This window comes from Pseudomonas songnenensis (genome assembly GCF_003696315.1).
Lineage (GTDB): Bacteria > Pseudomonadota > Gammaproteobacteria > Pseudomonadales > Pseudomonadaceae > Stutzerimonas > Stutzerimonas songnenensis.
On sequence record NZ_RFFN01000002.1, the window covers coordinates 759137 to 779273 of the forward strand.

Annotated in this window: 19 protein-coding genes; 7 read left to right on the top strand and 12 right to left on the bottom strand. The window is 62.5% G+C overall.

Annotated elements, in window-relative coordinates; genetic code table 11:
- Positions 1-7 precede the first annotated feature (7 nt).
- The 4 genes from lapD to EA798_RS08000 all read right to left on the bottom strand — a co-directional run bounded on the left by lapD (position 8) and on the right by EA798_RS08000 (position 4000).
- The gene (gene lapD, locus EA798_RS07985) at positions 8-1981 is read right to left on the bottom strand and encodes a cyclic di-GMP receptor LapD (protein ID WP_122098593.1); all 1974 of its coding nucleotides are present in this window, start codon (positions 1979-1981) and stop codon (positions 8-10) included.
- A gap of 58 nt (positions 1982-2039) precedes the next feature.
- On the bottom strand, positions 2040-2756 hold the full coding sequence (gene lapG / locus EA798_RS07990; RefSeq protein ID WP_106158420.1) for a cysteine protease LapG: 717 nt from the start codon (positions 2754-2756) through the stop codon (positions 2040-2042).
- A gap of 49 nt (positions 2757-2805) precedes the next feature.
- Positions 2806-3225, bottom strand: coding sequence for a YbaN family protein (locus EA798_RS07995; protein WP_106158843.1), 420 nt, complete (start codon positions 3223-3225; stop codon positions 2806-2808).
- A gap of 187 nt (positions 3226-3412) precedes the next feature.
- Complete coding sequence (locus EA798_RS08000) at positions 3413-4000, bottom strand: UPF0149 family protein (protein ID WP_106158421.1); 588 nt, start codon at positions 3998-4000, stop codon at positions 3413-3415.
- 173 nt (positions 4001-4173) lie between these two features.
- Here EA798_RS08000 and recQ point away from each other — a divergent pair, with 173 nt between their 5' ends.
- Both recQ and EA798_RS08010 read left to right on the top strand, forming a co-directional pair.
- Positions 4174-6297 carry a DNA helicase RecQ gene (gene recQ, locus EA798_RS08005; protein WP_122098594.1) on the top strand — a complete coding sequence of 708 codons (2124 nt, stop codon included), beginning with the start codon at positions 4174-4176 and terminating at the stop codon, positions 6295-6297.
- A gap of 183 nt (positions 6298-6480) precedes the next feature.
- Positions 6481-6912 carry a MarR family transcriptional regulator gene (locus EA798_RS08010; RefSeq protein ID WP_015276714.1) on the top strand — a complete coding sequence of 144 codons (432 nt, stop codon included), beginning with the start codon at positions 6481-6483 and terminating at the stop codon, positions 6910-6912.
- Positions 6913-7075: 163 nt separating this feature from the next.
- Here the strand turns inward: EA798_RS08010 and EA798_RS08015 are convergent, their stop codons facing one another.
- Positions 7076-9262 (bottom strand): patatin-like phospholipase family protein, encoded by a 2187-nt coding sequence (locus EA798_RS08015; RefSeq protein ID WP_122098681.1) that lies wholly within the window; start codon positions 9260-9262, stop codon positions 7076-7078.
- Between the two features lie 67 nt (positions 9263-9329).
- Between EA798_RS08015 and EA798_RS08020 the strand changes: the two genes are divergently transcribed.
- The gene (locus EA798_RS08020) at positions 9330-9611 is read left to right on the top strand and encodes an Rdx family protein (protein WP_015276716.1); all 282 of its coding nucleotides are present in this window, start codon (positions 9330-9332) and stop codon (positions 9609-9611) included.
- A 3-nt stretch (positions 9612-9614) separates the two neighbouring features.
- Here the strand turns inward: EA798_RS08020 and EA798_RS08025 are convergent, their stop codons facing one another.
- The 4 genes from EA798_RS08025 to EA798_RS08040 form a co-directional block, all read right to left on the bottom strand.
- Complete coding sequence (locus EA798_RS08025; protein ID WP_122098595.1) at positions 9615-10493, bottom strand: DMT family transporter; 879 nt, start codon at positions 10491-10493, stop codon at positions 9615-9617.
- 130 nt (positions 10494-10623) lie between these two features.
- Positions 10624-11382 carry an AraC family transcriptional regulator gene (locus EA798_RS08030; RefSeq protein WP_122098596.1) on the bottom strand — a complete coding sequence of 253 codons (759 nt, stop codon included), beginning with the start codon at positions 11380-11382 and terminating at the stop codon, positions 10624-10626.
- A gap of 77 nt (positions 11383-11459) precedes the next feature.
- Positions 11460-12848: an adenylate/guanylate cyclase domain-containing protein gene (locus EA798_RS08035; RefSeq protein WP_106158425.1), complete on the bottom strand. Its 1389-nt coding sequence runs from the start codon at positions 12846-12848 to the stop codon at positions 11460-11462.
- Between the two features lie 253 nt (positions 12849-13101).
- Positions 13102-13419: an Mpo1-like protein gene (locus tag EA798_RS08040; protein ID WP_106158426.1), complete on the bottom strand. Its 318-nt coding sequence runs from the start codon at positions 13417-13419 to the stop codon at positions 13102-13104.
- Between the two features lie 123 nt (positions 13420-13542).
- On the opposite strand from EA798_RS08040, the gene EA798_RS08045 reads away from it, so the two are divergent.
- Positions 13543-14556, top strand: coding sequence for an AraC family transcriptional regulator (locus tag EA798_RS08045; RefSeq protein WP_106158427.1), 1014 nt, complete (start codon positions 13543-13545; stop codon positions 14554-14556).
- A gap of 81 nt (positions 14557-14637) precedes the next feature.
- A complete protein-coding gene (locus EA798_RS08050; RefSeq protein WP_122098597.1) occupies positions 14638-15570 on the top strand; it encodes a DUF808 domain-containing protein in 933 nt (310 codons plus the stop codon).
- On the opposite strand, the gene EA798_RS08055 is transcribed toward EA798_RS08050, so the two are convergent.
- Positions 15571-17022, bottom strand: coding sequence for a TrkH family potassium uptake protein (locus EA798_RS08055; RefSeq protein ID WP_106158429.1), 1452 nt, complete (start codon positions 17020-17022; stop codon positions 15571-15573).
- Positions 17023-17209: 187 nt separating this feature from the next.
- Between EA798_RS08055 and EA798_RS08060 the strand changes: the two genes are divergently transcribed.
- Together EA798_RS08060 and EA798_RS08065 are read left to right on the top strand one after the other, a co-directional pair.
- Positions 17210-17581 (top strand): YkgJ family cysteine cluster protein, encoded by a 372-nt coding sequence (locus tag EA798_RS08060; protein WP_106158430.1) that lies wholly within the window; start codon positions 17210-17212, stop codon positions 17579-17581.
- Positions 17582-17668: 87 nt separating this feature from the next.
- On the top strand, positions 17669-18241 hold the full coding sequence (locus EA798_RS08065) for an NAD(P)H nitroreductase (protein WP_106158431.1): 573 nt from the start codon (positions 17669-17671) through the stop codon (positions 18239-18241).
- Here the strand turns inward: EA798_RS08065 and EA798_RS08070 are convergent.
- Together EA798_RS08070 and EA798_RS08075 are read right to left on the bottom strand one after the other, a co-directional pair.
- Positions 18226-19584 carry a sensor histidine kinase gene (locus EA798_RS08070; RefSeq protein WP_122098598.1) on the bottom strand — a complete coding sequence of 453 codons (1359 nt, stop codon included), beginning with the start codon at positions 19582-19584 and terminating at the stop codon, positions 18226-18228. The two genes, EA798_RS08065 and EA798_RS08070, sit on opposite strands and share 16 nt — an antisense overlap.
- Before the next feature lie 92 nt (positions 19585-19676).
- On the bottom strand, positions 19677-20090 hold the full coding sequence (locus EA798_RS08075; protein ID WP_106158433.1) for a periplasmic heavy metal sensor: 414 nt from the start codon (positions 20088-20090) through the stop codon (positions 19677-19679).
- Positions 20091-20137: the final 47 nt, after the last annotated feature.

The following is a 20137-nucleotide window of genomic DNA, read 5'->3' on the forward strand; positions in this document are numbered from 1 at the left end:
GTCGCGCTCAGGAGTCCGAGGCAGATCCTTCCCTGATGCTGGTTTGCCATGGGCGAGGTGCGCCCAGGAGGTGGCCCATGGCGCCTCGCACGCCCAGTTCCGCCAGTACTCTCAGTTCGCCTTGAGTCTCCACCATCTCCGCAATAAGCGGCAGATCGATGCTGTTGGTAGTGCGATAGATCGCTTCGATGAAGAGGCGTTTGTCTTCATCCTTGTCGATGCCCCGAATGTAGGTGCCATCGACCTTCACATGCGCCAATCCGAGATGGGCCAGATTGCCGATCTTGCTGAAATCCCCGCCAAAGTGCTGCAGGCCCAGACGTGTTCCTGTTGCCCGGACTTTCTGGCTCCAGTGCTGCAGGTGGGCGTCCACGGGCAAGTGCTGCGCGTCCAGTTCGAGAATCAGATGGCTGGCCTCGTTCGGGTTGCTGTGCAGCAGCGCGAAAACCTGTTGCAGATGGCGGGCATCTCGTAGGGTGGCCGCCGAAAGGCTGAGCGCGAGTGGCTGTGGCGCCAGCTTTAGACGAGCTATCACCAGCTCGAGCATGATGTAATCGAAGCGTGCGGCCCAGCCAAGGCGTTCGAGCCAGGGCAGGAAACGCCCTGCGGTCAGTGGTTCACCCGAAGGAATCGGCAATCTGGCGAGCACCTTGTGGTGAAGTATCTGTGTTGGTTCGGCGGCCAAGCCGACCGGCTGCACGTAAAGCGCCAGGGCGCTATCGGCCAGCGCCTGTTGCAGCGTCTCGTGCCAGCTGTGCTGATCACGCAGAGGTTGCGCCCAGTAACCTTCGAGCAATTGCCAGGCGCTGTTGCCGGCCTGTGCCTGGGCCAAGGCCTGATCGGCTCGCTCGAGCACGTCCCGCGGGGTTTCGCCGAGGCGAAAGGCCGTCACGCCGATGTGCGCGACAGGAATGCTGTCCGTCGAGCCCGTCGGGCGCAGCGTTTCCAATTCACCACTGAGCGCGTCGAGCAGCGGCGTAACCTCGTCCTGATGCAGGCCCGGAGCCAAGAGTACGAACTCGCTGCCGCGGTTGCGTGCAGCCAGCCAGTCTGCTCGGCCGCGGCGGCTTTTCAAGCGCATCAGTTGCTCGCCAATGGCGACGATGAGGCGGTCACTGAACTGCGCCCCGTAGCGCTGGTTGAGGCCGTTGAGGTCGTGAATCTGCAGCAATAGCAGATAGCCCTCCGCGTGATGTTCGGCCGGAGCAAGCTGGGTGCCCAGGCGCAGGTCAAACAGACGACGGCTGGCAAGTCCGGTCAGGTCGTCCTGATAGGCTTGTTGGCGAAGCTTTTCGCTACGTTCGGCTTCTTCAGCGAACAGTGTTTTCAGCTTGTCGACCATCTGGTTCATCGCTTGCACAACGCGACGCAGCTCCGGCGTGCGAGGCAGGTGTGGGAGGGTAATGAATTCACGCTGGGTAATCGCTTGAGCCTGCTCGACCATGCGGTCCAGGGGGCGCAGCTGGCTGAGCAGCAACCACCCGCCCAACAGCGCACTCACCGCACCGCAGGCGAGCAACCAGAGGAGGGTGGCCAGGGTGCTGTCCCACAGTTTCGCCAAGGCGAACTGCGGATGGCTGAATACCTCGACGCGCGCCGCCTGTTCCCAGCCACGCATGATCAGTGCATCACCGCCTTGGGGAGGCAGGTCCACGATTGCGGCGAACCACGCTGGCACCTGCTGTAGCTGGATGTTTGCGTTGCGTTCGACAATTGGGCTGTCGTCTGGAATTCGAAGGACACGGATGCTGCTGAAGTACCCGCTGTCGAAGATCGAATTCGCGAGCAGCTCCAGCATGACGGGGTCGTCTGCGTGTGGCGTCATCGAGAGCGCCAGGGCAGTCGCAGCATCCTGGGCATGCGAGCGCAACTGATTGATGGATTGCTCTCGGGAGTTCTCCACGCTGGCTATGAAGCCGCCGGTGAAGGCCACGATCAGAAACAGGCAGATTGCGAGAAACAGCTGCTTGAGTAACGACATACTTCCCCCTCCGGTCTGCTGCAGTCAGTCGCGGCTCGCGATGAAAAAGGCAGCAAACTCAGCCCTCACCAATCAGAAAACCTTCGGCGCGCATCTTCAGCAGAACGTCCTGCCAGCGTGACAGCCTTTTGCTATCTCCGCTACGTTTCCCGCCCCCTGCACCCGGTAAAAAAAGCCCTTCGGCATTGAATGCGTAAACCGGTAGCAAATCGTTGCGTTGCGACGCGGGGCGAATGATGCCGTCGATGTTGTCCAGCACGAGAGGGTCGGCAGACGGAGTCGGGTAATAGGTGAGCACCATATGCGCCTGGTTCAGACGTAATGCCTTTACATAGGTGATGCGCATGCGGTCGCTGGGTACACCGAGGCGGCGCAGGGTGAAGTACTTGGCCAATGCGTAATCTTCACAATCGCCAGCGCCCTTTATCAGCGCTTCGACCGGCGTGGCCCAGTAGTCTTCCTGCTGCCAGATATGGGTGTCGTCACTGAACGCAATATGGCGGTTGAAGAAGCGGTTCACTTGCTCGAGTTTTTCCCGCTCACCTAGCGCCACGGCCTCGCTCAATAGTGAGCGCCAGGCGTCGATGCGTTCACGCGAGTCATTCAGCGGCCCGTAGCGCTGTTCAGCGGTGCGGAAGATGCGGCTGAAGTCCCATTCCTGCCAATCCGCCAGCACGACCGGCGACCAGCCCAGCGGGCTCAGCAGCAGCGCAAGCGCTAGCAAAACTGCCGTCAGACGGGAAGGTCGGCCAGGGCGGTGCTGGGAAGCCTGCATTGATGGAACTCCAGCGAGCGATCCGGGAGTGTCGACTACCGACCTGCCTTCAGCGGCGTTGATCTATCTTGGCGACCGGCAAGGTTTTCTGCCGGAGGATGTAAAGGCTTACTAGTGATGCGCTGAGCAGCATGCCGATGCGAGCCCAGAATAGCGGAACCAGCCAGCAAGAAATGCCGATGCTCACCCACATCGTGGCAATCGCATACGCTTTGCCTTTGAGCGGGATGCCGTTGCCTTCGAGATAATCGCGGAGCCATGGGCCGAGGTGCGGGTGGTCCACCAGCCAGTTGTAGAACCGCCGCGAGCTACGAACGAAGCAGGCGGCGGCAAGTAGCAGGAACGGTGTGGTCGGCAGCACCGGAAGGAATATGCCGATGACGCCCAGCGCAACGGCTAGCCAGCCCGCGGTAAGCAATGCTGAACGAACCAGAGGGTTGCGGTGCTGCTGGATGTCCCGGTGGGCCATGATGCTACCCACCGCCGCTTCTGGATTCACTGCCGGTAGTGCGGCGGTGCACACCAGCACCGATGCCGCATTTCCAGTTCAGAAAGAGTGAACGCAAATGCATGAGGCTCTCTCCTTCCTGCAGGTGTATCACGCGTCCGCCCTTGGCAGCGGAGGCTTGCCGCTATCGCATTCGCTGAGCAGCCAATCAGTGGCGGCGTGGCTTGAGCAGTGCGGGCTTCTCTTCCGGTGCGTGACAGATCAGGTACAACGCGGTCAGCAGTTCCGGAATCTGCGCGACCATCTCATCGACCAGCTCTGGGTTGTCAGCGATATCGGCGAATTCCGGCTGCTCATCGAACAGACCCGAGCCGACCATGATCGGCAGCAGCAGCTCGCTGACTTCCTCTTCGGAGTCCTCGAACCAGACCGCCTCGCGCATGAACACGCCTTCCATGAAGCCGATGCACCAACCGCGCAGGTCTGATTCGTCTGGCTCCTCGCCCAGATCCAGCTCGCAGGGCAGCTCCATGTCCTCGTCACTGGCCAGCTGACGGGCTATGTGCGCCTTCAGTTGAATCAGCGTGGCCTCGATAGCCTCGCGCTCGGTGTCGTCCTTGTACTGGGGTGGTTCGGAGAACAGTGCGTCGATCCATTCACGCTCGGGCACCTGTTCGGAGCAGATGCACAGCGCGGTCAGGTAGCCATGGGCGGCGATGTAATCCAGTGCTTCCTCGTGCAGGTCATCTGCATCAAGAAAGACTTGCAGGCGGGCGAGTTGCTCGGCGAATGACATCGGGAACTACCTTGGATTGGAAGACAACCCGGATTCTAGACGAGCCGTGGGGCGCAGGCTACTCGCGCCTTCGCTATGTCGCTTCGTCGGCGACGTCTCGTCCGCAATCGCGGAGCGATCCTGAACTCGGTGGTTCGCTCGCGTATACTGCGCGCCTTGTTTCGGAGACCGGCATGCTCGACCAGGCACAGCGCATCCTCAAAGACGTTTTCGGCTACGACGCGTTTCGCGGCAACCAGGGCGCGATCATCGAGCGGGTCGGCAGCGGCGGCGACGCTTTGGTCCTGATGCCGACCGGCGGCGGCAAGTCGCTGTGCTATCAGGTTCCAGCGCTGTTGCGCGACGGGCTGGCGGTGGTGGTGTCGCCGCTGATCGCGCTGATGGACGATCAGGTGGCGACCCTCGATGAGCTCGGGGTTTCCGCGGTGGCCCTCAACTCCACCCTCAGCGCCGACGAGCAGCGCGACATTGCCGACCGCATCCTGCGCAACGAGATCAAGATGCTCTACCTCGCGCCGGAGCGGCTGGTCCAGCCACGCATGCTGGCGTTTCTGCAGCGTCTGGACATCGCTTTGTTCGCCATCGACGAGGCGCATTGCGTCTCCCAGTGGGGGCACGATTTCCGGCCCGAGTACATGCAGTTGGGTCAGCTTTCCGAGCTGTTTCCCGGCGTGCCGCGCATCGCTCTGACCGCCACGGCGGACATGCGAACCAGGGAGGAGATCGTCCAGCGGTTGCACCTGGAAAATGCCGAGCGTTTTCTCTCCAGTTTCGATCGGCCGAACATTTTCTATCGCATCGTGCCCAAGGAGCAGCCACGCAAGCAGTTGCTGGGCTTTCTCGCCGAGCGCCGTGGCGATGCCGGCATCGTCTACTGCATGTCGCGCAAGAAGGTTGATGACTTTGCCGCGTTCCTGACCGAGCAGGGCTTTCCGGCACTGCCGTATCACGCCGGCTTGCCCAACGAGCTGCGCGCTTATCATCAGAAGCGCTTCCTCAACGAGGAAGGTCTGATCATGGTGGCGACCATCGCGTTCGGCATGGGTATCGACAAGCCCAACGTGCGCTTCGTTGCCCACCTCGATCTGCCCAAGTCCCTGGAAGCGTATTACCAGGAAACCGGCCGGGCAGGGCGCGACGGCCTGCCGGCGGATGCCTGGATGGCCTACGGCCTGCAGGACGTCATCTTTCTCAAGCAGATGCTCAATAACTCCGAGGGCGATGAGCGGCACAAGCGGGTCGAACAACACAAACTCGATGCCATGCTGGCCCTGTGTGAGGAAACCCGCTGCCGGCGTCAGGCCCTGCTGGCGTATTTCGATGAAGAGTTACCCAATCCATGCGGCCATTGCGATAACTGCGTCGATGGCGTGCAGACCTGGGATGCGACCCAGCCTGCGCGCCAGGCGTTATCGGCCATCTACCGCAGCGGCCAACGTTACGGCGTTGGCCATTTGGTCGATGTCCTGCTGGGGCGCGATAACGATAAGGTGCGTGGGCTCGGTCATCAGCACCTGTCCGTGTTCGGCGTTGGCAAGGCGCTGGCGGAAAGTGAATGGCGCTCACTGTTTCGTCAGTTGGTGGCGCGGGGCCTGGCGGACGTTGATCTCGACGGTTTCGGCGGGTTGCGTCTGAGCGACAGCTGTCGCCCGCTCCTGCGCGGGGAGGTCAGCCTCGAGCTGCGCCGCGATCTGTCCAGCAAGGCTCCAAAGCCTGCAGCCAGCGCGGCGAGCCAACTGGTACGCAGCGAAGAACGGGAAACCTGGGAGGCGTTGCGCACGCTACGGCGCAAGCTGGCCGAAGAGCACAGCGTGCCGCCATACGTGATCTTCCCCGACGCCACTCTGCTGGAAATGTTGCGCAGCCAGCCCGCGTCGCTTTCCGACATGGCGATGATCAGCGGCGTCGGCGCGCGCAAACTGGAGCGTTACGGGCAGGCGTTCCTCGAAGTGCTGCAGGGTAATACCGAGGTTGCCAAGTCGCCTGCCGATCTGCGCCATGAGTTGATCACGCTGGCCCGGGCAGGCATGACTCCGGCGCAGATCGCTCGGCAGCTCGACTGCAGCGAGAAGAATGTCTACGCGATGCTCGCCGAGGCCATCGGCCTGCAGCAATTGAGTCTTGAGCAGGCGCTCGATTTGCCGGAGGACTTGCTCGGCGAGATTCAGGAAGCCTTCCTCGACGGCGAAGGCGAGCTTCCGCCGGTGAGCGCTGTGGCCGGGCAGTTCGCCGGACGCGTGCCGGAGCAGGTGCTTTATTGCGTGCGAGCTGCGCTGCAGGTCGAGTTCGAATTGTAACCAGGTGCATCCCTCCATCAGGAGGTGCAACCGTGGAACCTGCACTACGCAAGGCTTTTGCACTGTCTGCGTGCCATCATTGCGACTACTGTAGCCCCATCACGGACCAAAGGTCGTCTTGTCTGCTTATGGGAGCTGTGGTTAGCTGACTAATAATTAGTTTTTGCAGGGAATGTCCGTTTCATGTATGCCGAGCAACATCGCTTTGCCATGCAATTGGCGCAACTCTCCCGCGGCTGGCGCGCGGAGCTTGATCGCCGTCTGGCTGATCTCGGGCTTTCTCAGGCCCGCTGGCTGGTCCTTCTGCATCTCGCCCGTTTCGATCACGAACCGACCCAGCGCGAGCTGGCGCAGAGCGTGGCTGTTGAAGGCCCGACGTTGGCTCGGCTGCTGGACAGCCTGGAGGCTCAGGGGCTGGTGCATCGCAAGGCATCGGCCGAGGACCGCCGCGCCAAGCGGATTTCTCTCGGCGCGCCGGCTCTGCCGCTGATCGAGAAGATCGAGGCGATTTCCACTCAAGTGCGCCACGAGGCCTTCGCCGGTATCGACGAAGAGGATTTGCGCAAGTGCCAGCAGGTGCATGCGCGCATTCTTGCCAACCTGGACAAGCGCTGAACCTGCGGTAACGCTCTTTGGCATTACGTCGAAGAGCGGGCCTGGCCTGCCTCACCGGCCGGTCGATCTGCGTCGGCTAGCCGTACCTTTCTGATCTGTCGCGTCTGCGGCTTGTCTGTTCGTCCCTGTCCGTGGAATGTCTGAATCCTGAGTGCTGGGCCGCTTAAAAGCTGCGGCCCAGATTCATATACAGCGCTCGCTCATCCTCGTCGTTGAAGCCGAAGCCGAAGTTAAGCGGGCCCAGCGGGGTGTCGTAGCCAAGGAAGATGCTTGCGGCATTGATGTAGCCGCTGTCGAAGGCATTGTCGTTGTTCCACACCCGGCCACGTTCCAGCGATCCACCCAGGTAAAGCGGGAAATCCAGCGGCTGAAATGCCCGCGGCGTCACGCGGCGGTAGTACACCATGCGCGCCAGGCTGATGTTCTGCCCAGCCAGCGCATCCTGGCGAAAGCCCGACAGCTGGCGGGCGCCACCGAGCAGAAAGCTCGAAGTCACCACCTCAGCGTCATCCAGCGTGCGGCCGTAACGGCCGCCGAGCACCCAGGTGTTGGCGTCGTGACTAAGCGCCTTGTCCAGCTTGATGTTCCATTGGCGATAGCGCTGATCGGAGCTGAGGCTCGGGTCATACTGGCGCATGGTCAGGCGGATGTCTTCGCCCTCGCGCGGGAAGTCGATGTTGTCGAGGGTGTCGAACGAGTACTGCAGTTCGTAATAGCCCTCGGTGAAACTGAAATCGGGCAGATCACGTTCGCCAATCCGCACATCGGCTTCGCCCCAGGCCTGGCCGATGCCGAAGCGTATCTCGCCATTGTTGGCGATCTGCCGTCCGAGGTTGAGGCCATAGCCGTAACGTTGCAGGCGATACTCGGCGATCGGATCGTTGTCGAGGATGGCCTCGACGTTCTGCGCCTCGACGAACAGATTCGGTGCGACGAACCAGCGGGAGCCGGCATCGAGCGGCTGGTAAAACTCGCTGTAGAGCTCTTGCCGATCCCCCAGTTGCAGGCGAGTCAGCCACTCGGCACCGAGCTCATTGATGCCATTCTTGCGATAGCTTGCCCCGAGATTGAACACGCTGTCGCCGCGGAAATCATCAGACAGACTCAGGCCCAGGCGCAGGTAGTCCGTGCCGGTGCGCTTCTCGCGAGCATTGATGACCAGCGTGTTACCGAGCTTGCCACGCTGGACGCGGTACTCGACGCGTTCGAAGTAATCCAGGCCGTAGAGCGTGCCCATGTCTTTCTGCAGATCCTCCAGGTCCAGCGGCTCGCCGAGCTGCTGACGAAGGTGGCGACGGATCACCGCGTCACTGACCTTGGAATCATTCTCCACGCGTATCGCGGTGATGATCGGCGTGCGCGGATCGCTGGAGCGCGCAAGGCTGAGGGCGGGGTTGCCGCCTGAAGTGGCGCGCATCTCGGCCAGACGCCCCTCCAATGCCAGGGTGGCGCGGTAGCCGGCATCGACCAGCTGCTCTGCGCGGGCAAAATCGGTGGAACCGTAAGCGGCCAGCGGCGGCTGGATCAGCAGGTCCTGCGGCTGCAGGGTGGCCAGCTGCGCCTCGGAGTTGCGACGGGTCATCATCGTAGTGGTCTGGTTAAGCACATCGACCACCGTGAGCAGTTCTTTGCGCGGCTTGAGCGGCGTGCCGATGTCCACGACGATCAGGCGGTCGACGCCCATTTCGCGAGCGACATCCATGGGAATGTTATCAACCATGCCTCCGTCCACCAGCAGGCGATCGTCGATCTCCACGGGGGCGAACACCGCGGGGATCGACATGCTTGCCCGGATCACCTGCGGCAGATGCCCGCGGCGGAAGACCACCTTCTCGTCGTTGGCGATATCGGTAGCAACCGCGCGGAAGGGGATTGGCAGCTGATCGAAGTCGCGGGTGTCGCTGGCGTGCACCAGCAGGCGCTCGAGCAGCAGCGCGAGATTCTGGCCCTGGATCACGCCCAGTGGCAGGCCGAGGCTGCCGTCGTCACGAAAGCTGAGTTTCTGCTTGATGAGGAAGTCGCGATCGTCCTGCTTGCGCCGGTAGGGAATATCCTGGCGCGGTGGATCGTCCGATAGCACCTGTTGCCAATCGAGTGTCAGCGCCAGGCGTTCGAGTTCGGCGACGCTGTAGCCTGCGGCGTAGAGCCCGCCGACCACCGCGCCCATACTCGTTCCGGCGATGGCGTCGATGCGCACGCCTTGCTCTTCCAGTGCCTTGAGCACGCCGACATGAGCGAGCCCGCGGGCTGCACCGCCAGACAAGACCAGGCCGGTCTTCGGCTGTGATGGTTCAGCGAACGAGGCAGGCAAGACAAGCAGAAACAGCAGGCAAACGAACAGGCGGAGCATGGCGGAACCGGGGAGCGTGGGAAGGCGGCTATTATAGGCCGCCATGAACCAGTGGGAGTCGTCGCCAATGAGCTCAAGCAAGCCGGAAATCGTCATCACTTATTGCACCCAGTGCCAGTGGCTGCTGCGCGCCGCCTGGCTCGCTCAGGAGTTGCTGTCGACCTTCGCCGATGATCTTGGGCGCGTAAGCCTGGTGCCGGCCACTGGCGGTACTTTCCATATCAGCTGCGATGGCGAGCAGATCTGGGAGCGCAAGCATGACGGCGGCTTCCCCGAGGCGAAGGAGCTCAAGCAGCGCGTGCGTGACCGCATCGATCCACAGCGCTCGTTGGGTCACAACGATCGCTGAGCGTCAGCTTGCGGGTTTCACAGTCATGCTTGGCGGGCTTTTCAGGCGGCTGGTGACGACGCTGGCGATGATGATCAAGGCGCCGCCCAGCAGCATTCGAAGTGTCGGTTGCTCGTTGAACAGCCACCAGGCGAAGGCGATGCCGTAGACCGGCTCGAGGGCAAATATCACCGAAGTGGTGCGCGCCTTCAGCACCCGCAGGCTGGCGACGAACAGGCTGTGCGCCAGCCCTGTGCAGAGCACGCCGAGCAGGGCCAGCCACAGCCAGTCCTGCGCGGGAATGGCCGGAATCGCCGACCAGCTGAATGGCAGCAGAGCGGCAAGGATCGCCAGGTTCTGCCAGAGCGCGGAGCGAACCGGATCGAGCCCTCGGGTAACGGCGCGATTGAGTAGCGACAGCAAGGCGAACAGCAGTCCGGAGAGCACCCCGTAGAGCAATCCGGCGGTCGGCCCGCTGTTGAGGTCGAATGCTGGCGCGACCAGCAGCAGGCCGGCGCAAACCAGCCCGACCATGGCGAACTCGACCGGGCGGGTACGTTCGCGGAACAGCAGGCCTTCGAGCAGCACGGTGAAGGCCGGGAAGCTGGCGAAACCCAGGGTGGCGATGCCTACGCCGGCGATCTTCACGGCGATGAAGAAAGTCAGCCAATGGGCACCGAGCAGCAGGCCACCCAGTGCCAGGCCGGCGCCCTGGCGCCAGTCCGGGCTCGCCCCGCTGGGCCGCAACAGCCGGGCGACGATCAGCAAAGCCAGCACGGCGAACAGCGCGCGCCCAAAGGTGATGATCAGCGCCGAGCTTTCGGCCAGCTTCCCTAGCACGCCGGAAAGGCCAAACATCAAGGCGCCGAGGTGGATCGCCAGCAGAGCGTTACGCGGGGTCATTTGGTGGTCGACCTGTCTGAGGTGCACGATCTGAGCAGGAGAGACGGGAATGCCGCGGGGGAGTTCATGGCTGCCCATGCACAGTGGTTACAGCCATGCTAAGTCGACAGCCAGGACTGTGTCTTTCGCGTCAGTCGCGGGTTTTGTCGCGCAACTCGCGGCGCAACATACGTGGTGAGCGACCGTGCACGCGCACCAGTGCTGCGGTGAAGGCGCTCTGCGATGCATAACCCACACGTGCGGCAATCTCTGCGACCGGTAGCCGGGTCTCATGCAGCAAGGCTTCGGCATGTTGCAGGCGGCGCGCGCGCACGTGCTCCATGGGCGTTCTGCCCGTTTCGTGGAGAAAGCGTGCATGCAGCCGCGCCACCGAACAGCCTGCGATGCGAGCCAGGTCGGCAACCTGAAGCGGATGGGGTAGGTGCTGGTCGATGAACGCATCAATAGCCGCTAGCGGCAGGCCATGCCGGTCTTGCAGTGGCGGGTCCGTGCTGGCCAGGCTGGCCAGCAATAGCGCGGTGCCTTGCGCAGCGATCACCGAATCGTTGATCGGACTGCGCGCCAGCCAGGCGACCAGGCTCTGCTGTGCCGGAGCGAGGCGCAGCGTATTCGGTCGGTCCAGCAGTCGCAGGCTGCGCTCGGCGTGATGGCCAAGGTTTTCACGGACCCAGTTTTCGGAGGGAAGGTCCAGCACCAGACAGTGGCTGCCGGCGGTGCTGGCACAGGCGTGATGGGTGGCGGAGGGGATGACAACCAGGCCCCGTTCGCCGACGCAACTGGCGCGCCCACCCATTTCGAACTCCAGCAGTCCCGTCAGCCCGAACACCAGCTGCGGGTGGTCGTGGCTGTGGGCGATGACGTCGTGGTGATAATTGCGCAGCGATAACATCTGGCGGCGGTCTCGAAGGCAGGCACATCGCGGGCCACTGCAATGGGTCGGCGGCAGGTGGCCGGTGGGTCAGAAGATCAGAGGATAACCTTGTCGCGAAGTTTATCCGCGGCCTGCTGCAAAGCCTGGATGACGCGCTCCTTGTCGAAGTTCTGCACGCCGTTGGTGTCCAGGTACATGGAGAATCCCGGAAGCTCGTGCTCGACGAAGCTGCAGGTGGCGCCCAGATCACGGCGGAAGTCGACAACCTGATAGATCTGCACCGGACGGGAGAAGCCCTTGACCGGAATCTGCCCCTTGTCACGGCACATGATCACGTCCTTGATCAGCGAGTAGGTTTCATGGGAAACCAGAATCTCGCTGGCTTCGGCTGCGCTTTCCAAGCGACTGGCCAGGTTCACTTCGCGACCGATGATGGTGTAGTCCATGCGGGTATCCGCACCGAAGTTACCTACCGTGCAGTAGCCGGTGTTGATGCCCATGCGGATTTCCATGGGCTTGGTGATGCCCTGGGCACGCCACTGCTGGCGCAGAACCTTCATGTGTTTGCGCATGGCGATCGCCATGGACACTGCCGCTACGGCATCCTTCTTGGAGCCTTGGGTGCTCGGGTCGCCAAAGAACACCATCACGCAATCGCCGACGAACTTGTCGATGGTGCCGCCGTACTTGAGGGCGATCTTCGACATTTCGTTGAGGTAGTTGTTGAGCAGATCGGTGAGTGCTTCGGCTTCCAGCTCCTCGGCGAGTTCAGTAAAGCCCTTGATGTCGGAAAAGAACACGGTCAGACGCTTGCGCTGGGTCTCCAGACGAACGCTGCGCTTGCCCGTGAAGATCGACTCCCACACCTGTGGCGAAAGGTATTTGGCCAGATTGCGCGCCAAACGGGCGGCCTTGGCCTGTTCCGTTTCGATCTCCTTGCGGGCAATCGCCAAACGCAGCCCTTGCTGGTGGACGAAGTAGGCGGTTGCGCAGACGTACAGGGTGGTGAACAGGATGCTGACCAGCGACACCAGCGGCGGTGTGGTGCCCTGGTATTCCATCGGTATGGCAAGGAGTGTCAGGCCTGTTCCGGCGGCGGCGCAGATCAGGGCCATCAGCAGGTTACGCAGGCTGCCGATCACCAGGGCGCTGAAGCTGAGCGTCAGTAGAAACATCAGGCTGGGCACGATCGAGAAACCGAGCAGCGATACACCGGCACCTGCATTCAGTGCGTCGAGGCAGAGCAGGACCTGCGAGGTACGCTCGGGATGGTCGCGCTTGAATCGGTAGCTCAGGTGATAGGCGAGGTGCGGATAGAGCAGGGCATACGGCACCATCCACAACAGATCCATCGAGAAATACTGGGTGTAGGTACCAGCGGCTAGCGTCGCGGCGCAGATCAGATAGGCGAGCACACGCGAGTAGTACTCGCGCAATGGGCGAGTAGCGAGGCCGTTGCGGCGCTCAACCGTGGTGGAAGTCATGTATGCGTACGATCCCTGGTAGTGTGTCGACGCCTTTTCTAAGCGCCTTGCAGACTGACGCGAGCGCGCTCCGTCCGCAGCGAAGGCGGTGGCGGAGAAATGGCACGGTTCGGCATGCAGTCTCGCCGTCGAAGAGCTGGCTTGGTGGAGACCGCCCTGCATGACAGCCGACAGATCATAACCAAGCCACGCCCCATCGCCAAACCGGAGGTGAAAAACAGGCGTAGCGCCCGTCGGATATGCTGCCGTCTTCTCAGAAGCGGATACGGCCGGTCAGTATGTCCTTGAACATGACCCAGTCGCCCAGAAAGCTGTACAGCGGATACTGAAACGTTGCGGGGCGGTTCTTCTCGAAGATGAAGTGCCCGATCCAGGCGAAGCCATACCCCGCCAGTGGCATGGCGAGCAGCCAGAGCCACTGCTGGGTGAACACTGCATAGCCCAGAATGGCCAGCACCAAGAGGCTGCCGGCGAAGTGCAGGCGCCTGCAAGTAGGGTTGCGGTGCTCGGCCAGGTAGAACGGGTAGAAGTCGGCAAAGCGGGTAAAGCGTTCGGCGGTTTGCGTACTCATGGCTTACCTCCTGTTATTGTCGGGGCCAGATTAAGCACCTCAGACCTTTCGCGTCAGTGACAATCACGGCCAGTTTAGTAGCCTTGACTGCAGCTGACCGACATCCAGAAGAACAACAACCACATGATCGTACGCACCACTTCCTCTAGCTGGGCGCAGGGCATCGTCCAGAGCCTGGAGTCCGCAGGGGTCGACTGCCGCCAGCTGTTCGGCGAACTGGGCCTCGATTATTCGGCCCTGAGCGATCCCGATGCGCGTTTTGCGCAAGACGATATGACCCGCCTGTGGCAGCGTGCGGTGGCGGTTTCCGGCAACCCGGCGATCGGCCTGGACATGGCCCGCCAGGTGCGTCCCGCCGCGCTGAACGTCGTTGGTTATGCATTGATGTCCAGCCGCAATCTGAAGGAGGGTTTCGCCCGGCTGGTGCGCTATCAGCGGATCATCGCCGAGGGGGCCGACCTGGATTTCCAGCCCTGTGCAGAAGGGTATCGGCTGAGCCTGACGATCCTCGGTGACCGGTTGCCACCGGCTCGACAAAGCGCCGAAGGCTCGCTGGCGGGGTGTCTGACGTTCTGCCGCTGGCTGAGCGGAACGATGCTGCGGCCGTTGGAGGTGAGTTTTCAGGGGGCGGCACCGGACGATCTCGGGCCCTACCGGCAACTGTTCCAGGCGCCGCTGCGCTTCGAAGCGCAGCGCTATGCGCTGCTGTTCCGTCAGGCCGACGTCGAAATGCCCCTGCCAACTGCCAATGAGGCGCTGGCGCAGCTGCACGATCGTTTCGCTGGTGAGTACCTTTCACGGTTCGCGGACACTCGGGTGTTACACCGCGCACGGCAGATTCTGTGTCGGCTGCTTCCCCAGGGCGAACCCCGGCGCGAGATTGTTGCGCAGGCGCTGTGTCTGTCCGAGCGCACCTTGCAGCGGCGCCTGCAGGAGGAGGGGAGCACGTTCCAGCAACTGCTCGACGATACCCGCCGCGACCTGGCAGTTCAGCATCTGGCTCAGCCGGATCTTGCGCCGCTGGAAATCGCCTATCTGCTGGGCTTTGCCGACCCGAGCAATTTCTACCGTGCGTTCAAACGCTGGTTCGGCATGACGCCCGGCGAGTACCGTCTGGCTGCACGATCCCGACCCTAGGAACCGGCATGCATGGGCGTAGCCTTAGCTACAGCAGATCGGGTATTGATATGCGCCTTTTCCAGTAGCGGAGACACCCAATTGGCTACCAGCCTCCTCGCGTTGATTGACGATATTGCCACCGTGCTCGACGACGTGTCGGTCATGACCAAGGTCGCGGCGAAGAAAACCGCCGGTGTGCTGGGCGATGATCTCGCCCTCAATGCCCAGCAGGTAACCGGTGTAAAGGCCGACCGCGAACTGCCGGTGGTCTGGGCCGTCGCCAAGGGGTCGTTTCGCAACAAGGCGATTCTGGTACCGGCTGCATTGTTGATCAGTGCCTTTCTGCCGTGGGCGATCACGCCCCTGCTGATGCTCGGGGGCGCCTTTCTCTGTTACGAGGGCTTCGAAAAACTGGCGCACCGCTTTCTGCACAAGGATCGCGGCGAACATGTCGAGACGGTGAGGGCGCTTGCCGACCCCTCGGTAGACATGGTTGCGTTCGAGAAGAAAAAGATCAGTGGCGCGGTGCGCACCGACTTCATCCTGTCGGCCGAAATCATCGCCATCACCCTCGGCACGGTCGCTGCGGCGTCGTTCAGCCAGCAGGTGCTGGTGCTGGTAGGCATCGCCATTCTCATGACGGTGGGCGTCTATGGCTTGGTCGCGGCCATCGTCAAACTCGACGATCTTGGCCTGGCGTTGAGCAAGCGGGCCAGTGGCGCGGTCAGCGCCATCGGGCGCGGCATTCTCAGTGTCGCGCCCTGGCTGATGAAATCCCTGTCGGTCATCGGCACCGCGGCAATGTTCATGGTCGGCGGCGGCATCCTCACCCACGGTATCCGCGCCGTGCATCATTTCATCGAGAGCAGCGCCCATGACGCCCTCGGGCTGCCTTACGTCGGGGCGGTGCTGGGCGGGCTGCTGCCGACGCTGCTCGATGCCGCATTCGGCATCGTCGCAGGCGCTCTTGTGCTGGCTCTGGTGACGCTTGGTGGTCGGCTGTTCAAGCGTGGGTCAGGAGCAGCAGCCTGATCAGTGACGCCAGAATGCCGGGGTCAGCAAGACCAGTACGGTGATGATCTCCAGTCGACCCAGCAGCATGCCGATCGACAGTAACCATTTGGCGGTATCGGGCAGCGTGGAGAAGTTGCCCGCCGGGCCGATGATCTCCCCCAGTCCCGGGCCGACGTTGCACACGGCAGTCGCTGCGCCGGTGAGCGCGGTGATCGGGTCCAGGCCCAGCAATGCCAGACATAGCGCCAGTACGCCGATGGTCATGGTGATGAAGAAGGAGAAGGTGAGAATCGAGCGGACGATTTCTTCGTCGAGATTGTGTCCGTTGTACTGCTGACGGATTACAGCGCGGGGGTGAATCAGCTGTTTGAAGTTGGCCCGCAGTAGCGAATAGGCGACCTGAAAGCGGAACATCTTCAGCCCGCCGGACGTCGAGCCCGAACAGCCGCCGACGAAGGTGAGATAGAAGAACGCCATGACGGCGAAACCGCCCCACTGGGTGTAGTCATCCACCGCAAAACCGGTGGTGGTAACCACCGATACCACGCTGAACGTCACGATGCGCAGCGCATCCAGCGCGGGAATATCGTTGTTCAACCAGTACCAGCCGCTGAACAACAGGCTGGTGATTGCAAGCATCATCACGAAGCCCCGTACCTGCTGATCCCTGAACAAGGCGGTGTGATGGCCGCGCAGCGTCATCACATACAGGGTGAACGGCAGGCTGCCGAGCAGCATGAAGAAGATCGCGACCCAGTGCGCGGATGGGCCGAACTTGCCCATCGAGGCATCGGAGGTGGAGAAGCCACCCGTAGCGACGGTCGACATCGCATGGTTGATGGCATCGAAGATGCTCATGCCTGTCAGCAGGAAGGCCACGAATGCCGCGATGGTGAAGGTCACATAGATGACCAGCAGGTACTGTCCGGCAACATGCGAGCGTGGCATCACCTTCTCGGACCAGTCCGACGACTCGGTCTGGAACAGTCGCATGCCGCCGACGCGCAGCAGCGGCAGGATCGCGATCGCCATGCCGATGAAGCCGATACCGCCCAGCCAGTGCAGCAGCGAACGCCACATGAGCAGCCCCGGGGAAGCGCTGTCCAGTCCCGAGAGTACGGTCGCTCCGGTGGTGGTGATGCCTGACATGGTTTCGAAGAACGCATCCGAATAGCTGATGTGCTGTATCAGCATCAGTGGCAATGCGGCAAAACAGCAGACCACTACCCAGCTGATCGTCGTCAGGAAGTACATGTCCCGCGGTCGCAGATGGGTATTGGCCGGTCGACCCGGCGCGACCAGGGCGAAGCCGCAGGAGAAGGTGATCAGGCTGCCCCAGATGAACGCCTGCAGATCATCGGTGCGCTCGTAAGCCAACAGCGTGAGCATCGGAATGATCATGCTGACCGCAAGGGTGATCAGAAATATGCCGAGAATGAAACCGATGATGCGCAGGGTCGGCAGGGCCATGTAGAAGGTGCTCGGCACGGTGAAAGAGGGCGGTCATTCTACCCGCGTCTTCGCGGCAGTAAACCGCTCGGCGGTTAGTTGAAAAATGTTTTCGCTGCGCGCCCGTCGCCTCTTCCCAAGGCGAGTGGCATGAATAGAATAGCCGCCCTGGCGCCGGCCATTTCCGGTCTCTGGGTGTTCACCTGCCATGTCCATCGAAAATCCCTGCCTCACGTGCGGCGCTTGCTGCGCGTACTTTCGAGTGTCCTTCTATTTTGGTGAATGCGTATCGGCTGGCGGCGCGGTTCCGGATCACCTGACGGTCCAGGTTTCGCCATTTCATGTGGCCATGCTCGGCACCGACAGCAAACCCGCCCGCTGTGTCGGCCTGCTGGGTGACGTAGGTTGCGGGGTTCGTTGCAGCATGTACGAACAGCGATCCAGCACCTGTCGCGAGTTCGAGGCCTCCTGGGAGAATGGCGAGCACAATCCGCACTGCGATGCGGCGCGGGCCGCACATGGGTTGCCACCGCTGGTGCCACCGTTGCAACCGCATCTGTCTCCGGATCGCGTGGCCTGAGCATTCAGGCCGGACCATGTAGCGGTCATCACTCGCGATACGGCGGCAACACCCTCTAGAATGTCCGACCGCCTTAGGAGGTAATGGATGGACGCTCTGGACCTGTTGCTCAATCGCGTATCGGTCACTCGCCTGTGCGAGCCGGCCCCCGATGCCGCTCAACTCGATCTGCTCTTCCGCTCGGCGCTACGCGCGCCGGATCACGGCCAACTGCATCCCTGGCGCTTTCTGACCATCGAGGGCGCTGCGCGGCACAAGCTCGGTGAGCTGTTTGCGGCCGCCTTGCAATTGCGTAACCCGGAGGCTTCCGAAGAGGCCGTGCAGAAAGCACGCAACATGCCGCTGCGTGCACCGATGCTGATCGTTGTGATCGCGAGCCTCAAGGCGCACCCGAAAGTGCCGGACGGCGAGCAGTTGCTCGCTGCCGGGTGCGCGACCCACGGCCTGCTGCTGGCTGCCCACGCGCAGGGGATCGGTGCGGTGTGGCGCACCGGTGAGTTTGCCTACGATCGTCATGTACTCGAGGGGCTGGGATTGAGCGAGCAGGAGCACGTGCTGGGCTTCCTGTACCTTGGAACACCCGAGGGGCGGGTGCGCACGGCGCCGGTGCTCGACCCGCAGGCTTTCGTTGCCGGTTGGGATGGTCAACCCGGTATCTGAAGGCTTTGGCCCTGGCCCGAATCGTCCGCCAGCGGCAGACGCAGACTGGCAACGAAGCCGCCGTCGGGATGGTTGGTCAGCTCCAGTTGTCCACCATGGCGCTCGGCTGCGCGGCGGGCGATGGCCAGTCCGAGGCCATGCCCGGCAGCCGTTTGCCCTGGCGCGCGGAAGAAGGGCTCGCTGAGTTGCGGTAGATGCTCGTCGGCGACCCCGGGGCCGTGGTCGCGCACGCTGAGTACCACCTCGTTCCCTTCGCGCTGCGCATGCAGCTCCACAGGTACTCCTTCTGGATTGAAACGCAGGGCGTTGCGCAACAGGTTGTCCAGTGCGCGCTCCAGCATGTCCGTCCAGCCAATCAGTCGAATACCCGGCTGTACCCGACTGTCGATGCGCTGGTTCGGGGCGATGATGCGGGCGTTGTCTTCCAGTTGTTCAAACATTGCTGGCAGATCGACGCACGCTGCGGTGCCTGGCTCGGCATCCAGGCGAGAGAGTTCGAGAATCTCGCTGATCAGGGCTTCCAGGCGGTCGCACTCCTTGGCCAGGCGCGGCCAGATCACTTCCCGCTCGCTCGGACTGGCACGTTCGGCGAGTGCCTGGGCAATGCGCAGGCGTGCCAGTGGTGAACGCAGCTCGTGGGACACATCGCGCAGCAGCTGACGCTGGCTGCTGATCAGTGCCTGCAGGCGTGCGCCCATGCGGTTGAAGTCGCTGGCCAGCAGGCCAAGCTCGTCGCGACGGGTCGCCAGGCGGGCCAGAGATTGCTGTTGGTAGCTGGTCTGCCCCAGGTCATGCACCGCCCGGCGCAGTCGGTCCAGCGGACGGGTTATCGATAGCGTCAGTAGCAGGCTGAAGCCGGTGAGCACCACCAGGGCGATGCCCAGTGCGCTCAGTGGCCACGCCAGACTGCCCCGGTGCCAGGCTTGCAGCTCGGGATGCGGAATGCGGTAAATGAACAGATAGGTTTCGCCGCTGGTGGGGCTGGTGTAATCGGCCGTCAAGCGACGCCAGGGCAGTTGGCGCTCGCGATTCTGGTGGCGTGCTTCGAAGGCGGCGGCGCGGGCGGGAAAGGTGCCGCGAATGATCGGCTGGCCGTTCTCGGCGAGCACCTGCACATCGACGCGCGAGCGGTGCCGGTGCTGTTCGAGCAGACGTTGTGCGGCCAGCGGGCCCTGGCGTTCGTAGACTTCCGTCCAGGTTTCGGCAAGACCTTGCAGCGCCGGGTGACGGCCGAGAATCCAGGCGTCCTGGTTCAACGCGTGGCCAAGCAGCATCGCCAGGCCGGCAACCAGCGCGATGGCCAGCCAGAATGTCGCGAGTATGCGCCAGAACAGTGATCGCACGGGTTTTCTCCACGGCAAAGCCCGGCCAGCTTCCGTTCTGCGTTGCGCACGCTGGGGGAAGCTGGCCGGGCAGGTTTCAGGAAAGCCCGGGATCAGTTCTTTTGATCGCGCTCGGCCTTCCACTCAAGGAACTCGGCACGCTCGGCGCGCTTTTCTTCCATCTTCTTCATGCCTTCGTCGAAGGCCTGTTGCTGCTCGGGCTTGAGCAGGGCGCGCATGCTCTGGTGGGTTTTTTCCCGGCTGGCGTCCAGATCGTTCTGCATGGCCTTGCGCTCGGCTTCGGGCAGTTTGTCGAGATAGCGCTGGGTGATTTCATGGCGCTGTCTCATCTGCTCGCCCATCAGCTTGCGCATTTCGCGCTGTTGCTCTTTGGTCAGGTCCAGGCCGTGAAACATGTGGGGGGCACGCTTGCCCGGGTGCTGCCCATCCTGCATGCCACCAGGCATGGCGACGGCGAGGGCTGGCAGGGCGGCGGCGAACAGCAGGGCTACGAGTGATTTGCGCATCTGAATACTCTCCTGGATAAGGGACACCGGCCGTGCCGCAGCATGCT

What these genes read in the sequence shown, in the direction of transcription:
- lapD (WP_122098593.1), bottom strand. Translation starts at nt 1,981, where the DNA reads ATGTCGTTACTCAAGCAGCTGTTTCTCGCAATCTGCCTGTTTCTGATC.
- lapG (WP_106158420.1), bottom strand. Translation starts at nt 2,756, where the DNA reads ATGCAGGCTTCCCAGCACCGCCCTGGCCGACCTTCCCGTCTGACGGCA.
- EA798_RS07995 (WP_106158843.1), bottom strand. Translation starts at nt 3,225, where the DNA reads ATGGCCCACCGGGACATCCAGCAGCACCGCAACCCTCTGGTTCGTTCA.
- EA798_RS08000 (WP_106158421.1), bottom strand. Translation starts at nt 4,000, where the DNA reads ATGTCATTCGCCGAGCAACTCGCCCGCCTGCAAGTCTTTCTTGATGCA.
- recQ (WP_122098594.1), top strand. Translation starts at nt 4,174, where the DNA reads ATGCTCGACCAGGCACAGCGCATCCTCAAAGACGTTTTCGGCTACGAC.
- EA798_RS08010 (WP_015276714.1), top strand. Translation starts at nt 6,481, where the DNA reads ATGTATGCCGAGCAACATCGCTTTGCCATGCAATTGGCGCAACTCTCC.
- EA798_RS08015 (WP_122098681.1), bottom strand. Translation starts at nt 9,262, where the DNA reads ATGCTCCGCCTGTTCGTTTGCCTGCTGTTTCTGCTTGTCTTGCCTGCC.
- EA798_RS08020 (WP_015276716.1), top strand. Translation starts at nt 9,330, where the DNA reads ATGAGCTCAAGCAAGCCGGAAATCGTCATCACTTATTGCACCCAGTGC.
- EA798_RS08025 (WP_122098595.1), bottom strand. Translation starts at nt 10,493, where the DNA reads ATGACCCCGCGTAACGCTCTGCTGGCGATCCACCTCGGCGCCTTGATG.
- EA798_RS08030 (WP_122098596.1), bottom strand. Translation starts at nt 11,382, where the DNA reads ATGTTATCGCTGCGCAATTATCACCACGACGTCATCGCCCACAGCCAC.
- EA798_RS08035 (WP_106158425.1), bottom strand. Translation starts at nt 12,848, where the DNA reads ATGACTTCCACCACGGTTGAGCGCCGCAACGGCCTCGCTACTCGCCCA.
- EA798_RS08040 (WP_106158426.1), bottom strand. Translation starts at nt 13,419, where the DNA reads ATGAGTACGCAAACCGCCGAACGCTTTACCCGCTTTGCCGACTTCTAC.
- EA798_RS08045 (WP_106158427.1), top strand. Translation starts at nt 13,543, where the DNA reads ATGATCGTACGCACCACTTCCTCTAGCTGGGCGCAGGGCATCGTCCAG.
- EA798_RS08055 (WP_106158429.1), bottom strand. Translation starts at nt 17,022, where the DNA reads ATGGCCCTGCCGACCCTGCGCATCATCGGTTTCATTCTCGGCATATTT.
- EA798_RS08060 (WP_106158430.1), top strand. Translation starts at nt 17,210, where the DNA reads ATGTCCATCGAAAATCCCTGCCTCACGTGCGGCGCTTGCTGCGCGTAC.
- EA798_RS08065 (WP_106158431.1), top strand. Translation starts at nt 17,669, where the DNA reads ATGGACGCTCTGGACCTGTTGCTCAATCGCGTATCGGTCACTCGCCTG.
- EA798_RS08075 (WP_106158433.1), bottom strand. Translation starts at nt 20,090, where the DNA reads ATGCGCAAATCACTCGTAGCCCTGCTGTTCGCCGCCGCCCTGCCAGCC.